Below are 24,988 nucleotides of genomic sequence, written 5' to 3' on the forward strand. Positions count from 1 at the left end.
CGATCTGCGGCACGCCCGAGTATCAGAGCCATAGGGACACCTTCACAACGTCGCGCTCAGCACCGGCACCGACACGTTTTCGGGCATCAGCGTCGGCACGTGCGTCCGGCCATCGATCCAGGCATCGACCATGTCGGCCCACTCCTGCAGCATGTGACGCCGCTGGTCTGCGTACTCGGCCTTGTTGTAGACGGAGCGCGAGGAACGTCCCTCCTCATGCGCCAGGCACTTCTCGATCCAGTCGCGGTTGAAGCCGACCTCATTCAGCAGCGTCGAGCCGGTACGCCGCAGGTCGTGGACGGTGAACGGCTCCAGCGGCAATCCGGCGGCCTTGGCCCGCTCGGCCACGATCTGTGTCACTCGATTCAAGGTTGCCTTCGACATGCAGCGGTCGGCGTCGTAGCGCGACGGCAAGACGAATTTGGAACCGGCTGCGCAGGTATGCAGCGCCACGAAGATGTCGAGCGCCTGGCGTGAGAGGTAGACGACGTGCGAGTTGCGCCCCTTCATCCGCTGCTTCGGAATCGTCCAAATCGCATTCTCGAAATCGACTTCGTTCCAGGTCGCCTCGATCAGCTCACTCTTGCGCACCAACGTCAGCAGGACCAGGCGCAGCGCCAGCCGGATGGTCGGATAGGTGGCGACCGACTCCACCTGCCGCGCCATCAACCGGATCTCCAGCGGCGACAAGGCACGATCCTTCGGCATGAACGTCGCGATCGAGGCTGCACCCACGTCGTCAGCCGGGTTATCCACCTTCTCGCCGTGCAGGATGGCGAAGGCATAGACCTGTTTCACGATGTCGCGGACATGCACCGCGGTGGCGGGCGCACCGCGCGCCTTCACCTTGTTGCACAAGGCACGCAGGTCATCAGCGGTGATTTCATTGAGCAGCCGGTTCTGGAAGGCCGCGAGGATGTCCCGATCGACGATGCTCTTGCGCATCGCCCGTGTGCTGTCGGCCATCCGGGCGTCGGCGAGCCACCGGGCGGTCATGTCGCCGAAGCTCTTGGCAGCGGTCAGTCGGCGTTTCTCACGCTGCTTCTCCTGCGCCGGGGACTTGCCCAGGGTGACGGCCTTCTTGGCGTCGAGCAGCTTTTCCCGGGCCAGGGCCAGCGAGATGCCGGCCGGCCCATAGCGGCCGATGGTCAGCGTTTCCCGCCGCCCGTTGAGACGGTAATCGTAGCGGAAGGTGACGGTACCGGTGGGCGATACCGTCACGTACATGCCGTCGCGGTCAAAAGCCTTATACGTCTTGGGCTCAGGTCTTTGACGGTAAAAGTCTCCTGAGGAAAGCTTGATTTATGCGGCTTTCCGGGCATCAGCAGGTCTCCTGACCCCTGACGGTAAAAGCCGTCATGAACAGGAGGAAAAACCTCGATGCTTACCGACTCCGCACTGCGGAATCTCCCGGCCTCCGAGTTCTACCGCCATTTCTACCGCCAACTTGTTCCGCTGGCCGGCGATAGCCACCGATAGGTGCCGCAACGTATTTCTTTGCAAATCAATGCGTTACGGCGACTTCTCGATAACTGGCGATAGTCCTCGAAGGACGTCAATTCACTCCCACTCGATCGTTGCCGGCGGCTTGCCCGACACGTCGTACACCACCCGGTTCAACCCGCGCACTTCGTTGATGATCCGGTTCGAGCAGCGGCCCAGCAACGCATACGGCAGGTGCGCCCAATGCGCCGTCATGAAGTCGGTGGTCTGCACGGCGCGCAGCGCGACGACATAGTCGTAGGTGCGGCCGTCGCCCATCACGCCCACCGACTTGACCGGCAGGAACACGGCGAACGCCTGGCTGGTCAGGTCGTACCAGCTCTTGCCGACCTGGTGCGGCTCGCACAGGCCCGCGGCGGCGTCCTGCTCGGTGGCGATGGTCTTGCGCAGCTCTTCGATGAAGATGGCATCGGCGCGGCGCAGCAGGTCGGCGTAGTCGTGCTTGACTTCACCGAGGATGCGCACGCCCAGGCCGGGGCCCGGGAACGGATGGCGGTAGACCATTTCCGGCGGCAGGCCCAGTTCCACGCCCAGCTCGCGCACTTCGTCCTTGAACAGGTCGCGCAGCGGTTCGAGCAGCTTCAGGCCCAGCGTTTCGGGCAGGCCGCCGACGTTGTGGTGGCTCTTGATGGTGGTGGCCTTCTTGGTCTTGGTGCCGCCCGATTCCACCACGTCGGGGTAGATCGTGCCCTGCGCCAGCCACTTGGCCTTGCTCAGCTTCTTCGCCTCGGCCTGGAACACCTCGACGAACTCCCGGCCGATGATCTTGCGCTTCTGCTCGGGGTCGGTCACGCCGGCCAGGTGGCCGAGGAACTGCTCGGACGCATCGATGTGCACGACCTTGGCGTGCAGGCGGCCGGCGAACATCTCCATCACCATCTTGCCTTCGTCCAGGCGCAGCAGGCCGTGGTCGACGAACACGCAGGTGAGCTGGTCGCCGATGGCGCGGTGGATCAGCGCCGCGGCCACCGACGAATCGACGCCGCCGGACAGGCCCAGGATCACCTCTTCGTCGCCGACCTGTTCGCGGATCTTCGCGACGGCTTCTTCGATGTGGTCGCGCATGACCCAGTCAGCCTTGCAGCCGGCGATCCCGAGCACGAAGCGCTCGAGCATCTGGCGGCCCTTGACGGTATGCGTGACCTCGGGGTGAAACTGCACGGCATAGTAGCCGCGCGCTTCGTCGGCCATGCCGGCGATCGGGCAGCTCGGGGTCGAAGCCATCAGCTTGAAGCCCGGCGGCAGGCCGGTGACCTTGTCGCCGTGGCTCATCCAGACCTTGAGCATGCCGTGGCCTTCCGCCGTGCGGAAATCCTCGATGTCCTTGAGCAGCGCGGTGTGGCCGTGGGCGCGCATTTCGGCGTAGCCGAACTCGCGCTGGTCGCTCCACTCGACCTTGCCGCCAAGCTGCGCGGCCATGGTCTGCATGCCGTAGCAGATGCCGAGCACCGGCACGCCCAGGTCCCAAACCGCCTGCGGCGCGCGCAGCTGGTGGTCTTCATAGGTGCTGGCGTGGCTGCCCGACAGGATGATGGCCTTGGGCGCGTACTCGCGCACGAAGTCGTCGGAGACGTCGTTCGGGTGGATTTCGCAGTAGACGTGCGCCTCGCGGACGCGGCGGGCGATCAGCTGCGTGACCTGCGAGCCGAAATCAAGAATGAGGATTTTGTCGTGCATGATGGGCCGATGGCGTGTCTTCCGTTGCGGGCTCGGTCACGACTTCCGTGCCGGGGCCATAGCCCGGCGGCGGCGTGATGACCGGCTCGCGCCGGTATTCTGGGGTATTCGTTGGGCGCGCCGCGGGGGCAGCGCCGGGTTCCTTCCGGGTTTCCTGTTCCTTCAGCGCGCGATCCATCTTCAGCTGCTGCTCGCGCACGCGCACGCGTTTGGCCGCGGGAATCTGCACCGCGGCAAAAAACAGCAGTACCACGGCCATGGTCGGCAGCCAGATCTTGCCGGCGCCTTCGAGCGGCAGCTCCAGGAACACCATCCAGGCAATGATCAGCATCGCGCTGGCCAGGTTCACGTAGCCGGCCGTGCGTGCCACCGGCACCGTCAGCTGGCCGTTGAACGCGGCCTGCCACAGCAGGACCGACAGGCCGACCAGCGCCACGCCCAGCAGCTGCCCGAACAGCGCGGGTTGCGGCTGCGGCAATTGCAGCGCCGCGTACAGCGTGGTGAACGGGGACATCAACAGCAGAATGCCCAGCAGCAGGTCCACCAGGGCATCGAAAAACAGCACGGCTCGCAGCAACACCTTCATTGGCGCTCCTCGTCTGGGCCCCGCCGGTGATGCGGCTGGCGTCAAGGCAACGCCGGCGTGGCGCACGGCCGGGGCCATGCTCGGGGCCGGGTTGGATTCCGGTCAGACCAGGGCGGCGCTGCGCACCTGGCACCAGACCTTGCACGCCCTCGTCCCGATGATCGCGGCTAGCGCACTGCCGCACCGCCGCCGCGACGGACGGCGGGCGCAACCACTGCGCGTCAGTCGATATGGTAGTTCGGCGCTTCCTTGGTGATCTGCACGTCGTGCACGTGCGATTCACGCATGCCGGCTGCCGTGATCTGGACGAACTGGGCGCTCTCGTGCCAGTCGGCGATCGACTTGCTGCCGCAGTAGCCCATCGAGGCACGCACGCCGCCGGTCAGCTGGTGGATGATGGCCATCACCGAGCCCTTGTACGGCACGCGGCCTTCAATCCCCTCGGGGACCAGCTTGTCGACATTGGCGGTGTTGTCTTCCTGGAAGTAGCGGTCAGCCGCGCCGTCCTTCATCGCGCCCACCGAACCCATGCCGCGGTAGCTCTTGAACGAGCGGCCCTGGTACAGGAACACTTCGCCCGGCGCTTCCTCGGTGCCGGAGAACATGCCGCCCATCATCACGGTGTGGGCGCCGGCCGCCAGGGCCTTGGCCACGTCACCCGAGTAGCGGATACCGCCGTCGGCGATCAGCGGCACGCCGGTGCCCTTGAGCGCCTCGGCCACGTTGGAAACGGCGGTGATCTGGGGCACGCCGACGCCAGCCACGATACGGGTGGTGCAGATCGAGCCGGGGCCGATGCCGACCTTGACGCCATCGGCGCCATGCTCGACCAGGGCACGGGCGGCGTCGCCGGTAGCGATATTGCCGCCGATCACCTGCACTTGCGGGAAGTTCTGCTTGACCCAGCGCACGCGGTCCAGCACGCCCTGGCTGTGGCCGTGTGCCGTGTCCACCACAATCACATCGACGCCGGCCTTGACCAGCAGTTCGACACGCTCGTCGTTGTCCGGACCCACGCCGACCGCGGCGCCTACGCGCAGCTGGCCGTGGTCATCCTTGCTCGCCAGCGGGTTCTCGACCGCCTTCTGGATGTCCTTCACCGTGATCAGGCCGCGCAGCTCGAAGGCCTGGTTGACCACCAGCACGCGCTCCAGGCGGTGGCGGTTCATCAGGCGCTTGGCTTCTTCCAGCGGCGCGCCTTCGGCCACGGTCACCAGCTTCTCGCGCGGGGTCATCTTGACGCGCACCGGCGCGTCGAGCTCTTCCTCGAAGCGCAGGTCACGGTTGGTGATGATGCCGACGACGGTCTTGCCTTCCAGCACCGGGAAGCCCGAAATGCCATGCTGCTGCGACAGCGCGATCACATCGCGGACCTTCATGTCCGGCGAAATGGTGATCGGATCACGCAGCACGCCCGACTCGTAGCGCTTGACGCGCGACACTTCGCGGGCCTGGTCGGCGGGCTTCAGGTTCTTGTGGACGATACCGATGCCACCGGCTTGCGCCATGGAGATCGCCAGGCGTGCCTCCGTCACCGTGTCCATGGCAGCGGACACCAGCGGAATGTTCAGTTCGATCGAACGGGACAGGCGAGTGCGGAGGGAAACATCCCGGGGAAGGACGGCCGAATAGGCCGGGACGAGCAGCACGTCATCGAATGTGAGTGCTTTCTGGACAAGACGCATAGCAAATCCTCTAGGCGCAAAAGCGAATTATACAGGAATGCGCGCCTGACTGATGCACGGCAACGGGTTTTGCGGGGAGTCGTCTGCTATGCTCGTCGTCCTTTTAACCGGGCGTTGAAAAGCATGGGAATCGGCGTATTGTGCGGGCTGCTGGCGGGTGCGTTCTGGGGCATGGTCTTTATCGCGCCCAAGCTGCTGCCGGCGTTCTCGCCGTGGGAGCTGGCGATCGGTCGCTACCTGGCGTATGGCCTGGTGGCGCTCGTTGCGGCCCTGCCGCTGATGCAGCGCATCGCCCGCAAGCTGACCCGCGCCGATTGCGTGGCGCTGCTGCGCCAGGCCTTTACCGGCAACCTGCTCTACTACGTGCTGCTGGCCTTCGGCGTGCAGCTGGCCGGGGTCGGACCGACTTCGCTGATCATCGGCATCCTGCCGATCACTGTCACCATCATGGGCCGGCGCGACCACGGCGCGGTGCCGCTGGCGCGCCTGCTGTGGCCGCTGCTGGTGGTGGCCGCGGGCATCGCCTGCATCAACATCGACCTGTTCGGCGGCGGCCAGAGCGCACATGCCGCCGCGGCCGGCGACGCCGTGCGGCCGGTCTGGCAGAAGCTTGCCGGTGTCTGCTGTGCGGTCGGGGCGCTGGTCTGCTGGACGCTCTACGCGGTCGACAACGCGCGCTACCTGCAGCGCAACCCGCACTACAGCGGCAATGAATGGTCGGCGCTCTACGGGCTGTCGACCGGCGCGGTATCGGCCGTGCTGGCCGTCATCGGCTGGCTGTTGGCGGGCGACGCCCTCACTTCCGGCGACAGCGGCCGCGACTGGCAGTGGTTCTGGATGGTCAACGCCGCGGTGGCGCTGGGCGCGTCGCTGATCGGCAACAACCTGTGGAATATCGCCAGCCGGCGCCTGCCGCTGACGCTGTCGGGCCAGATGATCGTGTTCGAGACGCTGTTCGCGCTGGCATACGGCTTTGTCTTCGACCACCGCTGGCCGCGGCCGCTGGAAATCGCCGCCATCGTGTTGCTGATGGTCGGCGTGGCCTGGTCGGTGCGCTTGCACGCCAACGACAAGTCTGCGTAGACTAGCGGACGATGGCGCGGAGGTCACACGCGCCACATCAGAACGGAAGTACCAGGGTCAAACCGGCGCCATGCCTCGGCGCCAAGCCATCGCCCGCGGCAGGCCTGCCGCGGCATTGCCTCGCGCGCAGCCGGCGGCCCAGCAGTCTTCCAGCCGCATCCGTCATTTACCAGCCACTTTGAGACGCCGCGCCATGAAACGATCGTCCGTGCTGTGCCTGCTTGCCGCCGCCGTCGCCATGACCGCCTCGGTCCACGCCAATGCCTACTGGCAATGGCGCGACGCCAACGGCCGCATGGTCTACAGCGACGTGCCGCCGTCCGGCGCTGCCGCCAGGGTGCTGCGCGCCCCTGGCCGCCTTGCCGGCGAATACCAGCCGGTAGAGGCTGCCAACGCGGAAAGCGCCAACGCCCCCGCGGCCGCGCCAACCCCCGCCAAGGCTGCGGGCAAGGCCAAGGATGCCCCGCCGCCCACGGCCGAAGAGGCCTTCCAGAAGCGCCGCGAATCCCGCCTGAAAGCCGCCGCGGAAGAGGCGCGCAAGGAAACCGAGGCTGCCGACCACGAGGCCCGCTGCGCCCAGCTGCGAAACTATGCCTCCGGCCTGCAGCAAGGGATGCGCGCGGCGGTGGCGGGTCCGGACGGCTCGCTGCAGCACCTGAACAGCGAGCAGCGCCAGGCCGAACTGGTCAGGACCAGCGCCAGCCTCGAGAAGAACTGCAACTGATCATAAGCAAAACGGGGCATCATGCCCCGTTTTGCTGTCAGTGCTGCTGCCGCTGGCGCAAGCCTTCCGGCTCATCCGTTGCCGCGCAGCCATTTCTGGCCTTCCCGCGCCCCGCCCTCGCGCAGCTTCTGCACGCGCTTGCGCCGCGCCTGCTTGGGGTCGGCCGTCAGCGGCCGGTACACCTCCACGCGGTCGCCCTCGCGCACCACGGTATCGGGCGTCTTGAGCTTGCCGAAGATGCCCACCCGCATGGTCGACGGATCCACTTCCGGACACGCCTGCTGCAGCCCCGAGCTGACGATGGCCGCGGCGATCGTGGTCCCCGCGGGCACGTCGAGCTCCTTCAGGAATACCGCATCGGGCCGCGCGTAGCACACCGTGACATGCACGGTGCCCGCGCCTTCAACTGGCGCCATATACCACCTCGGCGCGCTTGACGAAGGCATCGACAAAGGTATTCGCGATCATGCTGAACACCGGGCCGATAAGCTTTTCCAGCAGCAGGCTCGAAAACTCATAGTGCAGGTGGAATTCGATCTTGCAGGCGTCCTCGCGCAGTGGCGTAAAGCGCCACGCGCCATTGAAGGTCTTGAAGGGGCCATCCGCGAAGGTCATGTCGATGCGGGTCGGGCGCTCCTGCGTATTGCGGGTGTGGAAGAACTGCTGGATTCCCTTGAAATGGATATGGATCTTGGCGTCAAGCATGGTTTCAGTCTGCTCGAACACCTCCACGCCACCGCACCATGGCAGGAACTTGGGATAGTCCTCCACGCGCGTGACCAGGTCGTACATCTGCGCGGCGGAATAGCCGAGCAGCACGGATTTATGGACGTCTGCCATGTATTGGAAAATCTGGCTCCCCGCCATGCCAGGCGCATTGCGCCAGGACACAAGCAGGTACCGGGGCTGGTTTGCTAAAATGACAATTTTAGCCGACGCTGGTCGCTGGCGGCACCTCGCCATGCGGCACTGCAGCGATCCGGCCCGCTTTCACCCTTTGCTCCCCTACCCGCACGCATGACCATCGCAGACAACAAGAAGGCCTTTTTCGACTACTTCATCGAAGAGCGATATGAGGCCGGGATCGTGCTGGAAGGCTGGGAAGTGAAGGCGATCCGCGCGAACCGCGTACAGATCAAGGAAGGCTACGTGGTCGTGCGCGACGCCGAGATGTTCCTGATCGGCGCCCATATCAGCCCGCTGCAGAGCGCTTCCACCCACGTCAAGCCCGACCCGGTGCGCACCCGCAAGCTGCTGCTCAAGGCCGACGAGATCAAGAAGCTGATCGGCAAGGTCGAGCAGCGCGGCTACACGCTGGTGCCGCTGAACCTGCACTACACGCGCGGCCGCGTGAAATGCGAGATCGGCCTGGCCAAGGGCAAGAAGCAGTTCGACAAGCGCGAGACCGAGAAGCAGCGCGACTGGCAGCGCGAGAAGGCGCGCATCATGAAGGGCGACACCAAGGAATAAGGCGCCGCCCGCCCGCGCCTGCGTGTTCAGGCGCCGGCCTTCTGCCCCTTCACGATTTGCAGCGCTGACGCGATCATGCTGCTCATCTCGCTCATATTCCCGGGCACGATCAGCGTATTGCCCTGCTTGGCCAGGTTGCCGAAGGCAGCAACGTATTCCTCGGCCACCTTCAGGTTGACTGCGTCCATGCCGCCTTCGGTGCGGATGGCGTTGCCCACCTTCTGGATCGCCTGGGCATTGGCGTCCGCCACTGCCAGGATCGCCGCCGCCTCGCCCTGCGCCTTGTTGATGGCGGCCTGCTTCTCGCCCTCCGACTTCTGGATTGCCGCTTCGCGCGCACCCGTGGCCAGGTTGATCTGTTCCTGGCGCTTGCCCTCGGACGCGGCGATCAGCGCCCGCTTCTCGCGCTCGGCGGTGATCTGCGCCTGCATCGCATGCAGGATCTCCTTCGGCGGCGTCAGGTCCTTGATCTCGTAGCGCAGCACCTTGACGCCCCAGTTGGCGGCGGCTTCATCAAGGGCGTTGACCACGCTGTGGTTGATGAACTCGCGCTCCTCGAAGGTCTTGTCCAGTTCAAGCTTGCCGATCACCGAGCGCAGCGTAGTCTGCGACAGCTGCGTGATCGCGACCACGAAATTGCTCGAGCCGTAGGACGCCTTCATCGGGTCGGTCACCTGGAAGTACAGCACGCCATCCACCTGCAACTGCGTATTGTCCTTGGTGATGCAGACCTGGCTGGGCACATCCAGCGGGATTTCCTTGAGCACGTGCTTGTAGGCAACACGGTCGACGAACGGCACCACGATCGACAGCCCCGGCGTCAGTGTCGCATGGTAGCGGCCCAGGCGCTCCAGCACCCAGGCGTGCTGCTGCGGCACGATCTTGATGCCCTTGGCGATCAGCACGATCACGGCAATAAGGATGATCAGCGGCAACAGGCCAAGCTGAAAAGCGAGCATGTAACAACCCTCCGGTCAGGAAAAAGCGGTACGGCGCCGCCGGAACGGCGGCAGGCGGATGGCTGCACGGCTGGCGCCGGGCAACCCCTGGATACGGCTCAGCGCGGCGAAACCACCAGCGTGCTGCCGCGCACTTCGACGATGCGGTAGCGGCCCGGTGCGGCGGCGCAGTTCGGCGCGAGCTCGACGGTCCAGTCGGCGCCGCGGTACGGCACGCGTGCGCGGCCGTTGGCGTCCCAGGCGGAGACGTCGAGTTCCTGGCCGATGTCGAGATTGACGTTGGGATCGGCGGCGGCATTGCCGCGCCGCAGCTTGCCGAAACGGGTACGACGCAGTCCAGCGATCAGCACCGCGGCGACCAGCGCCGCGGTCACCGTCTGCGCGGCGGGCGACAGGCCGAGCAAGGCCGCGACGCCGCCTGCGGCCAGCCCCACGGCCACCATCAGCAGGTAAAACGTGCCGGTATTCAGCTCGACGATCACCAGCGCGACCGCCGCCACGAACCAGATGTAATACGCCATCCGACCTCCCCGTCCGATCGATTTCTGAAAGCGATTCCCGAAAAGCAAAAACCCCGCAGCGCCAGAGGCGCCTGCGGGGCCGAATCAACACCTGACGCAGGGCCGGTGCCAGCCGGCTGCCCGAAGGCGCCGGCTAATATCGTTATTGTGACGTCAAAAGCCTCAGGAAGCCAGCTTCTGCCAGGTGTCGACCACCGAATCCGGATTCAGCGAGATCGACTTGATGCCTTCCTTGGCCAGCCAGGCGGCAAAGTCCGGGTGGTCCGAAGGACCCTGGCCGCAGATGCCGACGTACTTGTCCAGGCGGATGCACGCCGAAATCGCACGCGACAGCATGAAGCACACCGCCGGATCGCGCTCGTCGAAGTCCTTGGCCAGCAGTTCCATGCCCGAGTCGCGGTCCAGGCCCAGCGTCAGCTGCGTCAGGTCGTTCGAGCCGATCGAGAAGCCATCGAAGTACTGCAGGAACTCTTCGGCGAGGATGGCGTTGGACGGCACTTCGCACATCATGATGATGCGCAGGCCGTTCTCGCCGCGCTTCAGGCCGTGCTTGGCCAGCAGCTCGATGACCTTCTCTGCCTGGCCCAGCGTACGCACGAACGGCACCATGATCTCGACGTTGGTCAGGCCCATTTCATCGCGCACGCGCTTCATGGCCTTGCATTCCATCTCGAAGGCTTCGGAGAAGTCTTCGGCGATGTAGCGCGAGGCGCCGCGGAAGCCCAGCATCGGGTTTTCCTCGTCCGGCTCGTAGCGCGAACCGCCGATCAGCTTCTTGTACTCGTTGGACTTGAAGTCCGACAGGCGCACGATCACGGGCTTCGGGTAGAAGGCCGCGCCGATGGTGGCGATGCCTTCGGCCAGCTTGTCGACGTAGAACGCGCGCGGGCTGGCGTGGCCGCGGGCCACGCTTTCCACGGCCTTCTTGAGGTCGGCATCGACCTGCGGGTAGTCGAGAATGGCCTTCGGGTGAACGCCGATGTTGTTGTTGATGATGAATTCCAGGCGGGCCAGGCCAACGCCGCAGTTCGGGATCTGCGCGAAGTCGAAGGCCAGCTGCGGATTGCCGACGTTCATCATCAGCTTGACGTCGATTTCCGGCATGTCGCCACGCTGGACTTCGGTCACTTCGGTTTCGAGCAGGCCGTCGTAGATCCGGCCTTCGTCGCCTTCGGCGCACGACACGGTCACCAGCGTGCCATCCTTCAGGATGTCGGTGGCGTCGCCGCAGCCGACCACGGCCGGCACGCCCAGTTCACGCGCGATGATCGCCGCATGGCAGGTACGGCCGCCACGGTTGGTGACGATGGCCGAAGCGCGCTTCATCACCGGCTCCCAGTTCGGGTCGGTCATGTCGGCCACCAGCACGTCGCCGGGCTGCACGCGTTCCATCTCGGACGGGTCGTTGATGACGCGGACCGGACCGGTGCCGATCTTCTGGCCGATGGCGCGGCCGCTGGTCAGCACGGGGGCGGTGCCCTTGAGCTTGAAGCGCTGCTCGGCCTTGCCGGCCGACTGGCTCTTCACCGTTTCCGGGCGGGCCTGCAGGATGTAGATCTTGCCGTCCTTGCCGTCCTTGCCCCACTCGATGTCCATCGGGCGGCCATAGTGCTTCTCGATGATCATCGCGTACTTGGCCAGCTCGGTCACGTCTTCGTCGGTGATCGAGTAGCGGTTGCGCAGTTCGCCCGGCACGTCGACGGTCTTCACGCGGCCGGCTTCGCCCGGCTTGGTGAATTCCATCTTGATCAGCTTGGAGCCGATCGAGCGGCGGATGATCGGGTACTGGCCGCCTTGCAGCGTCGGCTTGAAGACGTAGAACTCGTCCGGATTGACCGCGCCCTGCACCACCGTTTCGCCCAGGCCGTAGCTGGAGGTGATGAAGACCACGTCGGGGAAGCCGGATTCGGTGTCGATGGTGAACATCACGCCGGAAGCGGCCAGGTCCGAGCGGACCATGCGCTGGATACCGGCGGACAGCGCCACCACGTCATGGGCAAAGCCCTTGTGCACGCGGTAGGAGATGGCGCGGTCGTTGTACAGCGAAGCGAATACGTGCTTGATCTTGTCCAGCACGTCGTCGATGCCGCTGACGTTCAGGTAGGACTCCTGCTGGCCGGCGAACGAGGCGTCGGGCAGGTCTTCCGCCGTGGCCGAAGAGCGCACCGCGAACGAAGCCTCGGCGCCTTCGCGTTCGGACACGCGGGCATAGAACTCACGGATTTCCTGTTCCAGGCGCGGCTGGAACGGAGCGGTGGCGACCCAGCCGCGGATCTCGGCACCGGCCTCGGCCAGGGCCTTGACGTCGTCGACGTCGAGCGTCTTCAGGCGCTGGGAGATGCGCTCGGTCAGGTTGTTGTGGGCGAGGAAATCGCGGAAGGCAAGCGCGGTAGTGGCAAAACCGCCGGGAACGCGCACGCCGGCTTCCGCCAGCTGGGAGATCATCTCGCCCAGCGACGAATTCTTGCCGCCGACGATTTCCACGTCAGCCATGCGCAACTGCTCGAACGGCAACACGTAGGCGCCGTTATCTGCCTGGTTAGTCATGAGAGCCTCAAAACAAAGTAGAAAACTTGTTGCGCATGCCCGGTATGTTGTTCTTGTTCTGTTCCCGGACCGATCGCTTGGCTAAGCAACCCCATGCTTGTGGTGCTGCAATGTTGCGGACGCGGCGCTACGGCTCTCATCGCGCAGCGCACATTGTCGACAATTCCGGGCCTGGATTGATGCAAAGCAGGCCCCTCGCGGAATTGCTTAGCGAAAAGATCGCCGCTATTCTACCGTGCTGCGCCGCACTTTTCTGCGGAAGATTGAATCTATTTATTTGCGCAACCCATGTCCCAGCCAGAAGCGCCCGGTACAGCGAATTCCGGGACCCAGCCTGGAACGCAGCCTGCCTCCCCGTCCAATCCAGCGACCGCGGCGGCGCCCGCCGCAGCGGTCCAGGCCGGCGATCGCCCGCCGGTGCGTACCGTCTTTATCGTCTCGGATGGCACCGGGATCACTGCGGAAACCTTCAGCCACTCGATCCTGGCGCAGTTCGAAATGCGCTTCCGCAAGGTGCGGATGCCGTTTGTCGATACCCCGGAAAAGGCACATATCGCGGTCGGCAAGATCAACGAGGCCTTCCATAACGAAGGCGTGCCGCCCATCGTCTTCACCACGCTGGTCAACCAGGAAGCGAACAAGGCCCTGCGCCGGGCCAAGGCAATGATCCTGGACATGTTCCAGACCTTCATCGAACCGCTCGAGAAGGAGCTGGGGCTGAAGTCCACCCACGCCATCGGCCGCTTCCACCAGAATGCTGACACCGAGGCGTACAAGAACCGGATCGAGGCCATCAACTTCTCGCTGGCGCACGATGATGGCCAGTCACACAAGAACCTCGAGGAAGCCGATGTGATCCTGGTGGGCGTGTCGCGCAGCGGCAAGACCCCGACCAGCCTTTATCTGGCCATGCAATACGGGCTGAAGGCGGCCAATTACCCGCTGATCCCGGACGATTTCGAGCGCGGCAAGCTGCCGTCGGCGCTCTACGCGTTCAAGAGCAAGATCTTCGGGCTGTCGATCGACCCCCAGCGCCTGACCGAGATCCGCAACGAGCGCCGCCCCGGCAGCAAGTACGCGGCGGTGGAAAACTGCCGCTATGAGGTCAATGAGGCCGAGGCGATGATGCGGCGCGAAGGCATCAAGTGGCTGTCGTCGACGCACAAGTCGATCGAAGAAATCGCGACCACGATCCTGCAGGAGATCAAGGTCGATCGCGACAATTACTAAACAAGAAAGCGGCCACCTGGCCGCTTTTTTTATCGCCGCTGCCGCACCGCCTCGAACAGGCAGATCGCGGTAGCAGCCGCCACGTTCAGCGATTCCAGCCCGCCCGGCTGCGGAATGCCGACCTTGCGCTTGACGTGCTGCATCCATGCGTCGCTGACGCCGGCGCCTTCATTGCCGACCACCCAGGCCACCGGCGCGCGCAGGTCGGTATCGAACACCGCGGCGTCGGCATGCGAGGACGTCGCCAGCAACGGCAGCGCCAGCCGCGGCGCCAGCGACTCCACGGTGCAGTGCTCGACGATGTTCAGGTGGAAGTTGGCGCCCATGCTGGCGCGCAGCGTCTTCACCGACCAGGCGAACGCGCATCCCGTCGCCAGGAACGCATGGCGGATGCCCGCCGCGGCAGCACTGCGCAGGATCGAGCCGACATTGCCGGCATCCTGCACGCCGTCGAGGATGATGCAGTCCTCTTCGATGCGCGCCGGCAGGTGGCCGGCGGGCGTCTCGATCACCAGCATCAGATCGATCCCGTTGACCACGCCGGAAATCTGCGTGAACAGCGTATCGGCCAGCACTACCAGCCGCTCCGCGTCGATGCGCGCCAGAAATGGCGCAACCTCGGCATGGTCATAGTGACGCTCGGACACCACGCAGGTGACCGGCTGGCCCAGTGCGTCCACATAGGCCTGGGCCAGGTGCACCCCGTCGAGCAGCGACTGCCCGGCCTTGCGGCGCTGGTGGGTGGAGGTTGCCAGCGCCTTCAGGTGCTTGAACAGCGCGTTGTCGCGCGAGGTGACGTGCTTCACGGTGCGTCGGTCTGCAGGGTGCCTGACGGCGCGGCCTGGATGGGGGTGGTGATTCCGGTGATTTCGCTGATTTCGCTGGCTGCGAGACCTTCGATGGCCCCGGCAACCGCCGTCACCGCGGTAAACATCGGACGCTGCGCCAGCGCCTCGCGCACCGGCGCGAACGAGCGGCGGTGATGCGGCGTGGCGCCGAATTCGGCCAGCGCGGCCAGATGCTGCGGCGTGCCATAGCCGACATGCGAATCGAAGCCGTATTGCGGGTAGCGCTCGTGCAGCGCCATCAGTTCGCGGTCCCGCGCCACCTTGGCCAGGATCGACGCGGCCGAGATTGCCCGGACCAGCGCGTCACCCTTGACGATGGCTTCGACAGGGAACGGCACCTGCGGGCAACGGTTGCCATCGACCTGCACCAGGTCCGGCACCACGCCGCTGGCGGCCAGCCCCTGCACCGCGCGCTGCATCGCCAGCATGCTGGCGTGCAGGATGTTGATCGTGTCGATTTCCTCGACCGTGGCGAAGGCAATATGCCAGCCAAGAGCGCGTTCGCAGATCTTCTCGTACAGCGCCTCACGCCTGGCGGCGGTCAGTATTTTGGAGTCGGCCAGGCCGCGGATCGGGCGTTTCGGATCGAGCACCACCGCGGCGGCATACACCGGCCCCGCCAACGGGCCCCGGCCCGCTTCGTCAACGCCGCACAGCCGCTGGATTGCAGCGGCGGCCGGCGCCAGATCCAGGCCCATCTGCGGTGAAGCCTCGTTGCGACGTGCCATCAGACGGTCCCCCGGCTGTGCATCAGGTCCACCACCACATCGGCGGCCAGTTGCGCGGTATTGCACTTGAGGGTCTCGTGCATGCGGGTGAAATGCTCATACAGGAAGGCGGTATTGCCCTCGTCGTTGAGCTGCAGCAGCGTTTCGCGGGCCAGCGCCTCGGGCGTGGCGTCGTCCTGCAGCAGCTCGGGCACGACAAAGCGCCCTGAAAGGATATTAGGCAATCCCACGTACGGCAGGTAACCCTGCCGCTTCATGATCTGCGCGGTCAGCCAGGGCACCTTGTACGAGATCACCATCGGCTTCTTGTACAGCGCCGCCTCCAGCGTCGCGGTACCGCTGGCCAGCAGCACCACGTCAGCGGCTTCCATGGCCTGGTGCGACTTGCCGTCGACAATGGTCAGGCGCAGTTCCGGATACTGCTGGTGCAGGTCTTCGACGATGGCGCGCAGCGGCGCGCTTGCCGCCGGCAGCACGAACGCCAGGTTCGGGTCCATGCGCTGCATCTGCGCCATCGCGGCAAAAAAGGTGGCGCCAAGGTTGCGCACCTCGGACTGCCGGCTGCCGGGCAGCACCGCGACCACGCGATGGCCGGCAGGCAGGCCCAGCGCGGCGCGCGCCCCGGCGACGTCAGGCACCATCGGGATCACGTCGGCCAGCGGGTGCCCGACGTAGGTGGCGGGAATGCCGGCCTTGGCGTAGATCTCGGGCTCGAACGGGAACAGGCACAGGATGTGGTCCACCGCGCGCGCGATGGTGCGGATGCGCCCACCGCGCCAGGCCCAGATCGACGGGCTGACGAAATGCACCACCGGGATCCCGGCGCGGCGCAGCGGCACTTCCAGGCCGAAATTGAAATCCGGTGCATCAACCCCGATAAAACACTGCGGCGGCTCGGCCAGCAGCCAGTCACGCACCTCGCGCCGGGTCCGCAGGATCTCGCGCAGCGAGCCCAGCACCTCGACATAGCCATTGACCGACAGCGTTTCCATCGGCCAGCGCGAGACAAAGCCCTGCGCCATCATGCGCTTGCCGCCGATGCCGGCGTACGCCATGGTATCGCCCAGGCGGGCCTTGAGCCCGCCCATCATCAGCGATGCCAGCAGGTCGCCGGAGGCCTCTCCGGCCACCATGGCGATGGTGCCGCGCCCGGCGGCGGCAGAACCGTTGCCCGTGGGCAAGCCACCCCGAATCGCGGCGTCGACCATGTGCGGCCCGGGCTCAGCGCACGATGCCGCGCTGGGTGGCGGCAAGGAAGTCGACGAACGCCTGCAGCGGCGCCGCGGTACCGGCATCTGACTGGGCCAGCAAGGCGGCGATCTCGTTGCGGGCCTCGTCAAAGCTGAGGTCGGACTTGTAGAGCAGCTTGTAGGCCTGTCGCAGCGCGGCAATCTGCCCCGCGTCGAAGCCGCGGCGGCGCAGTCCCTCGACGTTGACGCCGTGCGGCGTCGCCTTGTTGCCGCCCTTGTCGCTGGCGGCGATCACGAATGGCGGCACGTCCTGCACCAGCGCCGAGGCACCGCCCAGCATCGCGTGGGCGCCGATGCGCACGAACTGGTGCACGCCGCTCATGCCGCCCAGGATGGCCCAGTCGCCCACGTCGACGTGGCCGGCGATCTGCGCGTTGCTGGAAAACACGGTGTGGTTGCCGACCGAGCAGTCATGCGCGATATGCACATAGGCCATGATCCAGTTGTCGCTGCCGATGCTGGTCAGGCCGCGGTCCTGCATCGTGCCGGTGTGGATCGTGGTGAATTCGCGGATGGTGTTGCGGTCGCCGATTTCGAGCCGGGTCGGCTCGTTGCGGTACTTCATGTCCTGCGGCACGCCGCCGACCGAGGCATAGGGACCGATGTTGTTGCCCTCGCCGATCGTGGTATGGCCCTCGACCGTCGTATGCGAGCCGATCCGGGTGCCGCTGCCGATCCGCACATTGGGGCCGACGATAGAGAACGGCCCGACGGTCACGTCGGCTGCCAGTTCTGCCTTCGGGTCAACCAGGGCGGTGGGGTGGATTTGCGTCATACGTCCTGTCCTGTGGTGTGTCTGGTGAAGAGTGGGCCCCTGCGCGCGGCAAAGGTTCCCGTCCGCGCCGCGCGCCCGTGCGGGAGCGCGGCAGCCGGCCTCACTCGGCCTGCTTCACGGTGCACATCAGCTCCGCCTCGCAGGCGACCTTGTCGTCCACGGTGGCGAATGCCTTGAATTTCCAGATGCCGCGGATGTAGCGCTCGACCGTCACATTCATGTGCAGCTGGTCGCCGGGGTACACCACCTGCTTGAAGCGGGCCCCGTCAATGCCGACGAAGTAGTACAGCGCGTCTTCCTTGCGCTCCATGTCGGCGCCGAAGGTCAGCAGGCCGGCAGACTGCGCCAGCGCCTCCAGGATCATCACGCCAGGCATCACCGGATGGCCCGGGAAATGGCCCTGGAAAAACGGCTCATTAATGGTGACGTTCTTCAGCGTCTTGATGCGCTTCTGCGGATCGAACTCCAGCACGCGGTCGACCAGCAGCATCGGATATCGATGCGGCAGCAGCTTGAGGATCTTCCGAATGTCAATGTCGGCTGCGGTCATGATGATTTCTCTTAGTCTTGTGAGGTTTGGGAGCCGGCGGTTTGTCCGCGCAGGCGACGTTCCAGCGCCACCACCCGTTCGCGCAGCTTGCTCAGGCCGCGCACGATGGCTGCGTTGCGTTCCCACTCGCCGTGCGGCAGGAACGGGAAGACGCTGGTGAAATGGCCCCCGGGCTTGGTAATGGATTTGGTGATGGAGGTACCGCCGGACACTGTGGTGCGGTCGGCAATGGTCAGGTGGCCGGCAAAGTTGGCCGCGCCCCCGATCACGCAGAAGCGGCCGATGCGCGTGCTGCCCGATACCGCGGCGCAGCCTGCGATGACCGTATGGGCGCCGACCCGCACGTTGTGCGCGATCTGGACCTGGTTGTCGATCTTGCAGCCGTCCTCGACCACGGTGTCGGCCATGGCGCCGCGGTCGATCGCCGTATTGGCGCCGACCTCCACGTCATTGCCCAGCACCGCCCGCCCCGTCTGCGGGATCTTCACGTATTCGACGCCCGTCGCGCTGATATCCGGCGCGAAACCGAAGCCATCGGCGCCGATCACCACGCCGCTGTGCAGGATGGCGCGCGCGCCGACCACGCAGTGGTGGTAGACCGAAACGTTGGCGTACAGCAGCGAATCGTCGCCGATCTCGGCCCCGGCACCGACGTAGCCGTTGGCCAGGATGCGGACGCGCTCGCCCAGCCGCGCGCCGCGCTCGATGACCACGTTCGGGCCGATGAAGCACGACGCCGGCACCACCGCATCCGGCGACACGCTGGCGCGCGGGTCGATACCGACGCGCGGATCTTGGTTGGCTTCACGATCGAAGCGCTGCGCCACGCGCGCAAAGCAGACGTAGGGATTGCGCGCCACCAGCCAGTTGCGGCCGTCGGCACGGCCATCGGCGCGGATGCGCTCGAGGTCGGCCTGCGACACGATCACGGCGCCGGCTTGCGAATCCAGCGCCTGCTGCAGGTAGAGCGGATTGGACAGGAACGAGAGTTCGCCTGCCGAAGCCTGGTCAAGGGGAGCCAGGCCAACGATCGCCAGGTCGGGATCACCCACAACCTGCGCGCCGTTCTCGGTGGCGAGCTGACCCAGTGTGGGTGTCTTCATGGCGGTACTTCCTGAAAAAAACGCTACGAAAGAACAGCAGCGGCTTACTTGCTGCCGGTGTTCAGCGCCTTCATCACCTCATCGGTGATATCGATGCGCGGGTTGACGTACACCGCTTCCTGCACGATGAGGTCGTACTTGCGCTGTTCCGCCAGCTGGCGGATCACGCGGTTGGCGCGCTCGAGCACCTGCGCCAGTTCTTCATTGCGGCGCTGGTTCAGGTCCTCGCGGAACTCGCGCTGCTTGCGCTGGAACTCGCGATCGAGGTCGGCCACCTCGCGCTGGCGGCGCTGGCGGTCGGAATCGGCCAGCACGGCGGTGTCCTTGTCGAGCTTGTCGGCCATGCCCTTGATCTTCTGGGCCATGTCCTGCAGCTCGCGGTCGCGCTTGGAGAACTCCTGCTCCAGCTTGACCTGGGCCAGCTTGGCCGGCTGCGAATCGCGCAGGATACGCTCGGAATTGACGGCGGCAATGCGCGCCTCCTGGGCCAGGGCCGGCATCGCGGCGCAGAGCGCGGCGGTGGCGAATGCGGCGGCGCCCAGGGATTTGACCAGTTTGGATGTTGTCATCATGAAAACAGATCCTTTTACAGAATCAGAATGCCGTCCCGATCTGGAACTGGAAGCGCTGCGTCTTGTCGGTCTCGTCCCGGTTGAGCGGGAAGCCCATGCTGATCTTCAGCGGGCCGATCGGCGACAGCCACGACATGCCGAAGCCGGTCGAGTACTTGAGGTCGCTGAACGAAATCGGTGCGCCTTCCTGGTAGACGTTACCGAAGTCGAAGAACGTGAACAGGCGCAGCGTGCGGTCGACGCCCGAGCCCGGCAGCGGGAAGATGAATTCCACGTTGCCGATCATCTTGGACGCACCACCCACCGGGTTGCCGTTCTGGTCCTTCGGGCCCAGAGTGCTGGTCTGGTAGCCGCGCACCGAGCCGATACCACCGGCGTAGAAGTACTTGAACACCGGGAACGGCGTGTTGCCGTAGCCGTGGCCGTAGGCGACTTCACCGTTCAGCGCCAGCGTGAACGACTTCGAGATCGGGTAGAAGTACTGCTGCTGCACGCTGGCGCGGTAGTACTGCGTATCGCCACCCGGCAGGCCCACTTCCAGGTTGGCCTGGGTGTACGGGCCCTTGGTCGGGACCAGCGCGCTGTCGCGGCGGTCGCGTGCCCAGCCGATGGTGAACGGGAAGTTGTTGATGCCGTCGCCGCTGTTCTTGCCGATCGCATTCAGCCACGCCGTGTACTGGCTCGGCGTGTTGACCGAGGTATAGACCTGGGTCCGCTCGTAACCGATACCGAAGAACACGGTGTCGACTTCCGAGAACGGCACGCCGAACTTGAAGCCGCCGCCGGCGGAGACGATCTTGTAGTCCTGGTCGCCGGTGTAGTACAGCGGACGCGAGGTACGGTAGTAGATATCGGTCGAGCGGCTGATGCCGTCCACCGTGAAGTACGGGTCGTACTGCGTCAGCGCGATGGTACGGAACGACTTGGCGGTGTTCACGTCCAGGCCCAGGCTGGTACCGGAGCCGAACACGTTGTCCTGGCGCAGGCCGGCCTGCAGCACCAGCTTGTCGGTGGACGAGAAGCCCACGCCCAGGCTGATCTGGCCGGTCGGCTTTTCGGTCACGTTGACGTTCACATCGACCTGGTCGGGCGCGCCGGCCACGTCCTCGGTGGTGATGTTGGTGTCGGTGAAGTAGCCGGTCCGGTTGATACGCGCCTGCGACTGCTGCAGCTTCTCGCTGTCGAACCACGAGCTTTCCATCTGGCGCATCTCGCGGCGCACCACTTCGTCGCGGGTCTTGCTGTTGCCCACCACGTTGACGCGGCGCACGTAGACGCGCCGTCCCGGGTCGACCATCAGCGTCAGCGCGACCTCACGCTTTTCCTGGTCGATGTTGGGCTGCGGGTTGATCGTGGTGAAGGCGTAGCCATAGGTGCCCAGCAGATCGGTAATGGCCTTGGTGCTGGCAGTGAGCTTTTCGGACGAGAAGATGTCGCCCTTCTTCAGCTGCAGCAGCTTTTCCATTTCCTCCTGCTTGCCCAGCAGTTCGCCGGCCAGGCGGATATCGGACACCTTGTACTGCTCGCCTTCCTTGATGTTCAAGGTCAGGTAGATGTCCTTCTTGTCCGGCGTGATCGACACCTGGGTCGATTCGATCGCGAACTCGAGATAGCCGCGGTTCAGGTAGTAGGAGCGCAGCGCCTCCAGGTCGGCCGTCAGCTTCTGCTTCGAGTACAGGTCATTCTTGGTGTACCACGACAGCCAGTTCGGCGTGGACAGCTGCATCTCGTCGCGCAGCGTGCTTTCCTTGAACGCCTTGTTGCCGACGATATTGATCTGGCGGATCTTGGCGACCGGGCCTTCCTCGACGTTGAACACGACCGAGACGCGGTTGCGGTCCACCGGCGTGACCGTGGTCTGCACGTCGGCGGCATAGTAGCCGCGCGCGACGTACTGGCGCTTGAGCTCCTGCTCCGCCTTGTCGATCAGCGCCTTGTCGTAGTAACGCGCTTCGGCGACGCCGACCGCGCGCAGCGAGCGGCGCAGCGTGTCCTTGTCGAATTCCTTGATGCCAACGAATTCCAGCTGCGAGATCGCCGGGCGTTCTTCCACCTGCACGACCAGCACGCCGTCTTCGGCGCGGATCTGCACGTCCTTGAAGAAGCCGGTATTGTAGAGGGCACGGATCGCGTCGGCGCCCTTGTCGTCGGTGAAGGTTTCGCCGACGCGCACAGGGAGGTAGCCAAACACCGTACCCGGCTCGACGCGTTGCAGGCCCTCAACGCGGATGTCCCTGACGACGAACGGATCGGCAGCCCAGCCCGCCGGGCTCCAGGCTGCAATAACGGCACTCGCCAGCAAACCCAGCGAAATGCGCTTATGTCTGATCAATGTTGATCCCCTCTTTGATTCCATCCAGGATTTTCCATGCTTCGTGGGACTGCGCATGGCAATGGCGCCCCCTGGCGACGGTGTCCGACGACACGACCGCCCCCTTGCCGACATGCGTTTCTAGCCGTTCGCCAGAAACATTCGGCTGACGTCATTGAACAAAGCGAGCGAGGTCAGGAGCAGGATGCAGGCAATGCCAACCTTCTGCAGCATTGCCTGCCAGTGGTCTGGTACGGGCCGGCCAGTCAAAAATTCCACGCAATAATACAGCAAATGCCCCCCATCCAGAACCGGAATAGGTAACAAATTCAGTACACCGAGGCTGACGCTGACCAGCGCCAGGAAGCTGACAAAGGCCTGCAGGCCGAGGTTTGCGGCACGCCCGGCGTAGTCGGCCACGGTCAGCGGACCGCTCAGGTTCTGCAGCGACGCCTGACCCACCAGCATTTTGCCCAGCAGCTTCAGCGACAGCGCGCTGGTGTCCCACACCTGGCCAACCGCGCGCGCCATCGCCTCGTCCGGACGGTAGCGCACCGTCTCCATCTCCACCGCCTGGCTGAGCGCCGCGCCCAGCTTGCCTGCGGGCGGCGCCGGCGCGCCGCTGGCATCCTTCTCGCCGTCGCGCGGGGCGGCGGCGTCCAGCGTCACCGGCACGTCCAGCCGCTTGCCGTCGCGCTCGATGCCGAGCGTGACGGTCTGTCCCGGCTGGCTGCGCACCGCCTTGATCAACGCGCTGGCCTGGGTCAGCGGGGTGCCCTGCCAGGCGACGACGCGGTCGCCCTTCTTCAGCCCGGCGCGCTCGGCGGCCGAGTCCGACAATACTTCGGTGATCGTGACCGGCCCGCCTTTCAGATTCAGGCCCAGCGTGCTGAGCGGATCCTGCTCCGGGTTGCCGCCGGTATTGGGCAGGCGCGCCAGCGCGACGTCCCGCTCAGCGCCATCGGCGCCGCGCACGCGCAGCACGGCGCGCGCATCGCCGAAGCCCTCGGCGAAGACCGCCATGCGCAGGTCGTTCCAGGAACGCACCGCTTCGGTATGGCCGTTGGCGGTCAGCGACAGCACCCGGTCGCCTTCGCGCACGCCGGCCTGCTGCGCCATGGTGCCGGCCGCCGGTGCGGCGACGATGGGCGCGGGCTCGCGCATGCCGCCGGCGAACAGCGCGAAGTACAGCACGATCGCCAGCAGGAAATTGGCCAGCGGCCCGGCCGCGACAATGATGAAGCGCTTGCCGACCGGCTGGCGGTTGAACGCGCGCGGCAGGTCGGCCGGATCGATCCGGACGTCGCGCTCGGGGTCGAACTCGCGCTCGTCCAGCATCTTCACGTAGCCGCCCAGCGGGATGGCCGCCACCGTCCATTCGGTGCGGTCGCGGCTTTTCGAGATCCAGCGCAGCAGTGGCCGCCCGAAACCGATCGAAAAGCGCAACACCTTCACGCCGCAGGCGCGCGCGGCGAGGTAATGCCCCATCTCGTGCACGTAGATGAGCACGCACAGGGCAACAATGAAAGCGAGTACGGTTTGCATGGCGTCGGGACGTCAGTAACAGTGTCTGGACTGGCGCGCTCGGATCCGGGAGTACCGGCATGTCCGGGGCCGCCGCAGCCGCTATTGTCGCAGATGCGGCAGGCCGGCCCGTCGGATCAGTGGCGCAACGCCAGTCCTGCAACGGCCGCGCGCGCGGCTGCGCGCGCCATGCGGTCGGCATCGAGGATGGCGTCAAGCGTGTCCGCCGTGCCGACAGGTGCTGCCTGGAGCACCTGCGCCACCAGCCGCGAGATATCGGTGAAGCGCACTTTTCCGCCCAGGAATGCCTCGACCGCCACCTCGTTGGCGGCGTTGAGCACGGCCGGGGCCACGCCGCCGGCGCGCAGGGCGTCGAAGGCCAGCCCCAGGCACGGGAAGCGCTGCAGATCCGGCTTCTCGAAATGCAGCCCGCCGGCCAGCGTCAGGTCGAGCGGCGTCACGCCGGCATCGATGCGCTCGGGATAAGCCAGGCCGTAGGCGATCGGCGTGCGCATGTCCGGGTTGCCCAGCTGCGCCAGCACCGAGCCGTCGTGGTAGGCCACCATCGAATGCACGATGCTCTGCGGGTGGATCAGCACCTCGATGCGCTCGGCCGGCGCGCCGAACAGCCAGTGCGCCTCGATGACCTCGAGGCCCTTGTTCATCATGGTGGCGGAGTCGACCGAGATCTTGCGGCCCATGACCCAGTTCGGGTGGGCGCAGGCCTCGTCGGGCGAAATGTCATGCAGCGTGTCGGGATCGCGCGTGCGGAACGGCCCGCCCGACGCGGTCAGCAGCACCCTGGCCACCCCGCGGCCATAGCGCGGGTCGTCGGCAGGCAGGCACTGGAAGATGGCGTTGTGCTCGCTGTCGATCGGCAGCAGCGTGGCGCCATGTTCGCGCACCGCATCCATGAAGATGCGGCCGGACATCACCAGCGCTTCCTTGTTGGCGAGCAATACACGCTTGCCGGCGCGCGCAGCGGCCAGCGTCGGGCGCAGCCCGGCGGCGCCGACGATCGCAGCCATCACGGCGTCGGTCTGCGCGTCGGCGGCAACCGATTCCAGCTCGGCCTCGCCGTGGCCGACTTGGGTATCGACACCGGCGTCGCGCAGCAGCGCCTGCAGCTCCCCGGCCGCCTCGGCGCTGCCTACCACGGCGCGGGCCGGGCGGAACGCCTTGCATTGCTCGGCCAGCTTGCGCACTTGCCGATGCGCCGTCAGCGCGTGCACGGTGTAGCGGTCGGGATGGCGGCGGACGACATCGAGCGTGCTTTCGCCGATCGAGCCGGTGGCGCCCAGGATGGTAATGCGCTGCATATCAGACCGCTTCAAAGAAGGCT

The 24,988-nt window shown here is 65.7% G+C and carries 23 protein-coding genes; 4 read left to right on the plus strand and 19 right to left on the minus strand.

The window, feature by feature from the left end:
* Positions 1 to 42: 42 nt before the first annotated feature.
* The 4 genes from VSR71_RS08930 to guaB form a co-directional block, all read right to left on the minus strand.
* Positions 43 to 1,302 (minus strand): tyrosine-type recombinase/integrase, encoded by a 1,260-nt coding sequence (locus VSR71_RS08930; protein ID WP_342913787.1) that lies wholly within the window; start codon positions 1,300 to 1,302, stop codon positions 43 to 45.
* Between the two features lie 258 nt (positions 1,303 to 1,560).
* Positions 1,561 to 3,180 (minus strand): glutamine-hydrolyzing GMP synthase, encoded by a 1,620-nt coding sequence (gene guaA / locus VSR71_RS08935; RefSeq protein WP_342913516.1) that lies wholly within the window; start codon positions 3,178 to 3,180, stop codon positions 1,561 to 1,563.
* Entirely contained in the window at positions 3,155 to 3,766 is a 612-nt protein-coding gene (locus tag VSR71_RS08940; RefSeq protein WP_342913517.1) for a hypothetical protein, read from the minus strand. The genes guaA and VSR71_RS08940 overlap by 26 nt, the downstream gene beginning before the upstream one ends.
* 221 nt (positions 3,767 to 3,987) lie before the next feature.
* Entirely contained in the window at positions 3,988 to 5,451 is a 1,464-nt protein-coding gene (gene guaB / locus VSR71_RS08945) for an IMP dehydrogenase (RefSeq protein ID WP_342913518.1), read from the minus strand.
* A gap of 123 nt (positions 5,452 to 5,574) precedes the next feature.
* On the opposite strand from guaB, the gene VSR71_RS08950 reads away from it, so the two are divergent.
* Both VSR71_RS08950 and VSR71_RS08955 read left to right on the plus strand, forming a co-directional pair.
* Positions 5,575 to 6,534, plus strand: coding sequence for a DMT family transporter (locus tag VSR71_RS08950; RefSeq protein WP_342913519.1), 960 nt, complete (start codon positions 5,575 to 5,577; stop codon positions 6,532 to 6,534).
* A 193-nt stretch (positions 6,535 to 6,727) separates the two neighbouring features.
* Positions 6,728 to 7,258: a DUF4124 domain-containing protein gene (locus VSR71_RS08955; RefSeq protein WP_342913520.1), complete on the plus strand. Its 531-nt coding sequence runs from the start codon at positions 6,728 to 6,730 to the stop codon at positions 7,256 to 7,258.
* Positions 7,259 to 7,329: 71 nt separating this feature from the next.
* Here VSR71_RS08955 and VSR71_RS08960 read toward each other — a convergent pair whose 3' ends face one another.
* Both VSR71_RS08960 and VSR71_RS08965 read right to left on the minus strand, forming a co-directional pair.
* Positions 7,330 to 7,674 carry an RnfH family protein gene (locus tag VSR71_RS08960; protein ID WP_342913521.1) on the minus strand — a complete coding sequence of 115 codons (345 nt, stop codon included), beginning with the start codon at positions 7,672 to 7,674 and terminating at the stop codon, positions 7,330 to 7,332.
* Positions 7,661 to 8,098, minus strand: a complete 438-nt coding sequence (locus VSR71_RS08965) for a type II toxin-antitoxin system RatA family toxin (RefSeq protein WP_342913522.1) — start codon at positions 8,096 to 8,098, stop codon at positions 7,661 to 7,663. The genes VSR71_RS08960 and VSR71_RS08965 overlap by 14 nt, the downstream gene beginning before the upstream one ends.
* Before the next feature lie 177 nt (positions 8,099 to 8,275).
* Between VSR71_RS08965 and smpB the strand changes: the two genes are divergently transcribed.
* Positions 8,276 to 8,728 (plus strand): SsrA-binding protein SmpB, encoded by a 453-nt coding sequence (gene smpB, locus VSR71_RS08970; RefSeq protein ID WP_063237853.1) that lies wholly within the window; start codon positions 8,276 to 8,278, stop codon positions 8,726 to 8,728.
* 26 nt (positions 8,729 to 8,754) lie between these two features.
* Here smpB and VSR71_RS08975 read toward each other — a convergent pair whose 3' ends face one another.
* The 3 genes from VSR71_RS08975 to ppsA all read right to left on the minus strand — a co-directional run bounded on the left by VSR71_RS08975 (position 8,755) and on the right by ppsA (position 12,755).
* On the minus strand, positions 8,755 to 9,687 hold the full coding sequence (locus VSR71_RS08975) for an SPFH domain-containing protein (protein WP_209754195.1): 933 nt from the start codon (positions 9,685 to 9,687) through the stop codon (positions 8,755 to 8,757).
* Between the two features lie 98 nt (positions 9,688 to 9,785).
* Positions 9,786 to 10,208 carry an NfeD family protein gene (locus VSR71_RS08980; RefSeq protein WP_209754194.1) on the minus strand — a complete coding sequence of 141 codons (423 nt, stop codon included), beginning with the start codon at positions 10,206 to 10,208 and terminating at the stop codon, positions 9,786 to 9,788.
* 162 nt (positions 10,209 to 10,370) lie between these two features.
* On the minus strand, positions 10,371 to 12,755 hold the full coding sequence (gene ppsA / locus VSR71_RS08985) for a phosphoenolpyruvate synthase (protein WP_342913523.1): 2,385 nt from the start codon (positions 12,753 to 12,755) through the stop codon (positions 10,371 to 10,373).
* A gap of 288 nt (positions 12,756 to 13,043) precedes the next feature.
* Between ppsA and ppsR the strand changes: the two genes are divergently transcribed.
* Positions 13,044 to 13,985: a posphoenolpyruvate synthetase regulatory kinase/phosphorylase PpsR gene (gene ppsR, locus VSR71_RS08990; protein ID WP_428979375.1), complete on the plus strand. Its 942-nt coding sequence runs from the start codon at positions 13,044 to 13,046 to the stop codon at positions 13,983 to 13,985.
* Between the two features lie 29 nt (positions 13,986 to 14,014).
* Here the strand turns inward: ppsR and VSR71_RS08995 are convergent, their stop codons facing one another.
* From VSR71_RS08995 to ispC, 10 genes are all read right to left on the minus strand, one after another.
* Positions 14,015 to 14,791, minus strand: coding sequence for an RNA methyltransferase (locus tag VSR71_RS08995; RefSeq protein WP_342913524.1), 777 nt, complete (start codon positions 14,789 to 14,791; stop codon positions 14,015 to 14,017).
* Positions 14,788 to 15,561: a ribonuclease HII gene (gene rnhB, locus VSR71_RS09000; RefSeq protein WP_342913525.1), complete on the minus strand. Its 774-nt coding sequence runs from the start codon at positions 15,559 to 15,561 to the stop codon at positions 14,788 to 14,790. Before rnhB ends, VSR71_RS08995 begins: the two co-directional genes overlap by 4 nt.
* Entirely contained in the window at positions 15,561 to 16,769 is a 1,209-nt protein-coding gene (lpxB, locus tag VSR71_RS09005; protein ID WP_342913526.1) for a lipid-A-disaccharide synthase, read from the minus strand. The genes rnhB and lpxB overlap by 1 nt, the downstream gene beginning before the upstream one ends.
* A gap of 13 nt (positions 16,770 to 16,782) precedes the next feature.
* Complete coding sequence (gene lpxA / locus VSR71_RS09010; protein ID WP_342913527.1) at positions 16,783 to 17,586, minus strand: acyl-ACP--UDP-N-acetylglucosamine O-acyltransferase; 804 nt, start codon at positions 17,584 to 17,586, stop codon at positions 16,783 to 16,785.
* A gap of 100 nt (positions 17,587 to 17,686) precedes the next feature.
* On the minus strand, positions 17,687 to 18,136 hold the full coding sequence (fabZ, locus tag VSR71_RS09015; RefSeq protein ID WP_342913528.1) for a 3-hydroxyacyl-ACP dehydratase FabZ: 450 nt from the start codon (positions 18,134 to 18,136) through the stop codon (positions 17,687 to 17,689).
* Between the two features lie 11 nt (positions 18,137 to 18,147).
* Positions 18,148 to 19,239, minus strand: a complete 1,092-nt coding sequence (lpxD, locus tag VSR71_RS09020) for a UDP-3-O-(3-hydroxymyristoyl)glucosamine N-acyltransferase (protein ID WP_342913529.1) — start codon at positions 19,237 to 19,239, stop codon at positions 18,148 to 18,150.
* A 44-nt stretch (positions 19,240 to 19,283) separates the two neighbouring features.
* Complete coding sequence (locus tag VSR71_RS09025; RefSeq protein ID WP_342913530.1) at positions 19,284 to 19,811, minus strand: OmpH family outer membrane protein; 528 nt, start codon at positions 19,809 to 19,811, stop codon at positions 19,284 to 19,286.
* A 22-nt stretch (positions 19,812 to 19,833) separates the two neighbouring features.
* Positions 19,834 to 22,167 (minus strand): outer membrane protein assembly factor BamA, encoded by a 2,334-nt coding sequence (gene bamA / locus VSR71_RS09030; RefSeq protein WP_342913531.1) that lies wholly within the window; start codon positions 22,165 to 22,167, stop codon positions 19,834 to 19,836.
* A 96-nt stretch (positions 22,168 to 22,263) separates the two neighbouring features.
* Positions 22,264 to 23,667: an RIP metalloprotease RseP gene (rseP, locus tag VSR71_RS09035; protein WP_342913532.1), complete on the minus strand. Its 1,404-nt coding sequence runs from the start codon at positions 23,665 to 23,667 to the stop codon at positions 22,264 to 22,266.
* Between the two features lie 116 nt (positions 23,668 to 23,783).
* Entirely contained in the window at positions 23,784 to 24,965 is a 1,182-nt protein-coding gene (gene ispC / locus VSR71_RS09040; protein ID WP_342913533.1) for a 1-deoxy-D-xylulose-5-phosphate reductoisomerase, read from the minus strand.
* Positions 24,966 to 24,988 lie beyond the last annotated feature (23 nt).

This window comes from Cupriavidus oxalaticus (assembly GCF_038900635.1).
In the GTDB taxonomy this organism is placed as follows: domain Bacteria; phylum Pseudomonadota; class Gammaproteobacteria; order Burkholderiales; family Burkholderiaceae; genus Cupriavidus; species Cupriavidus oxalaticus_B.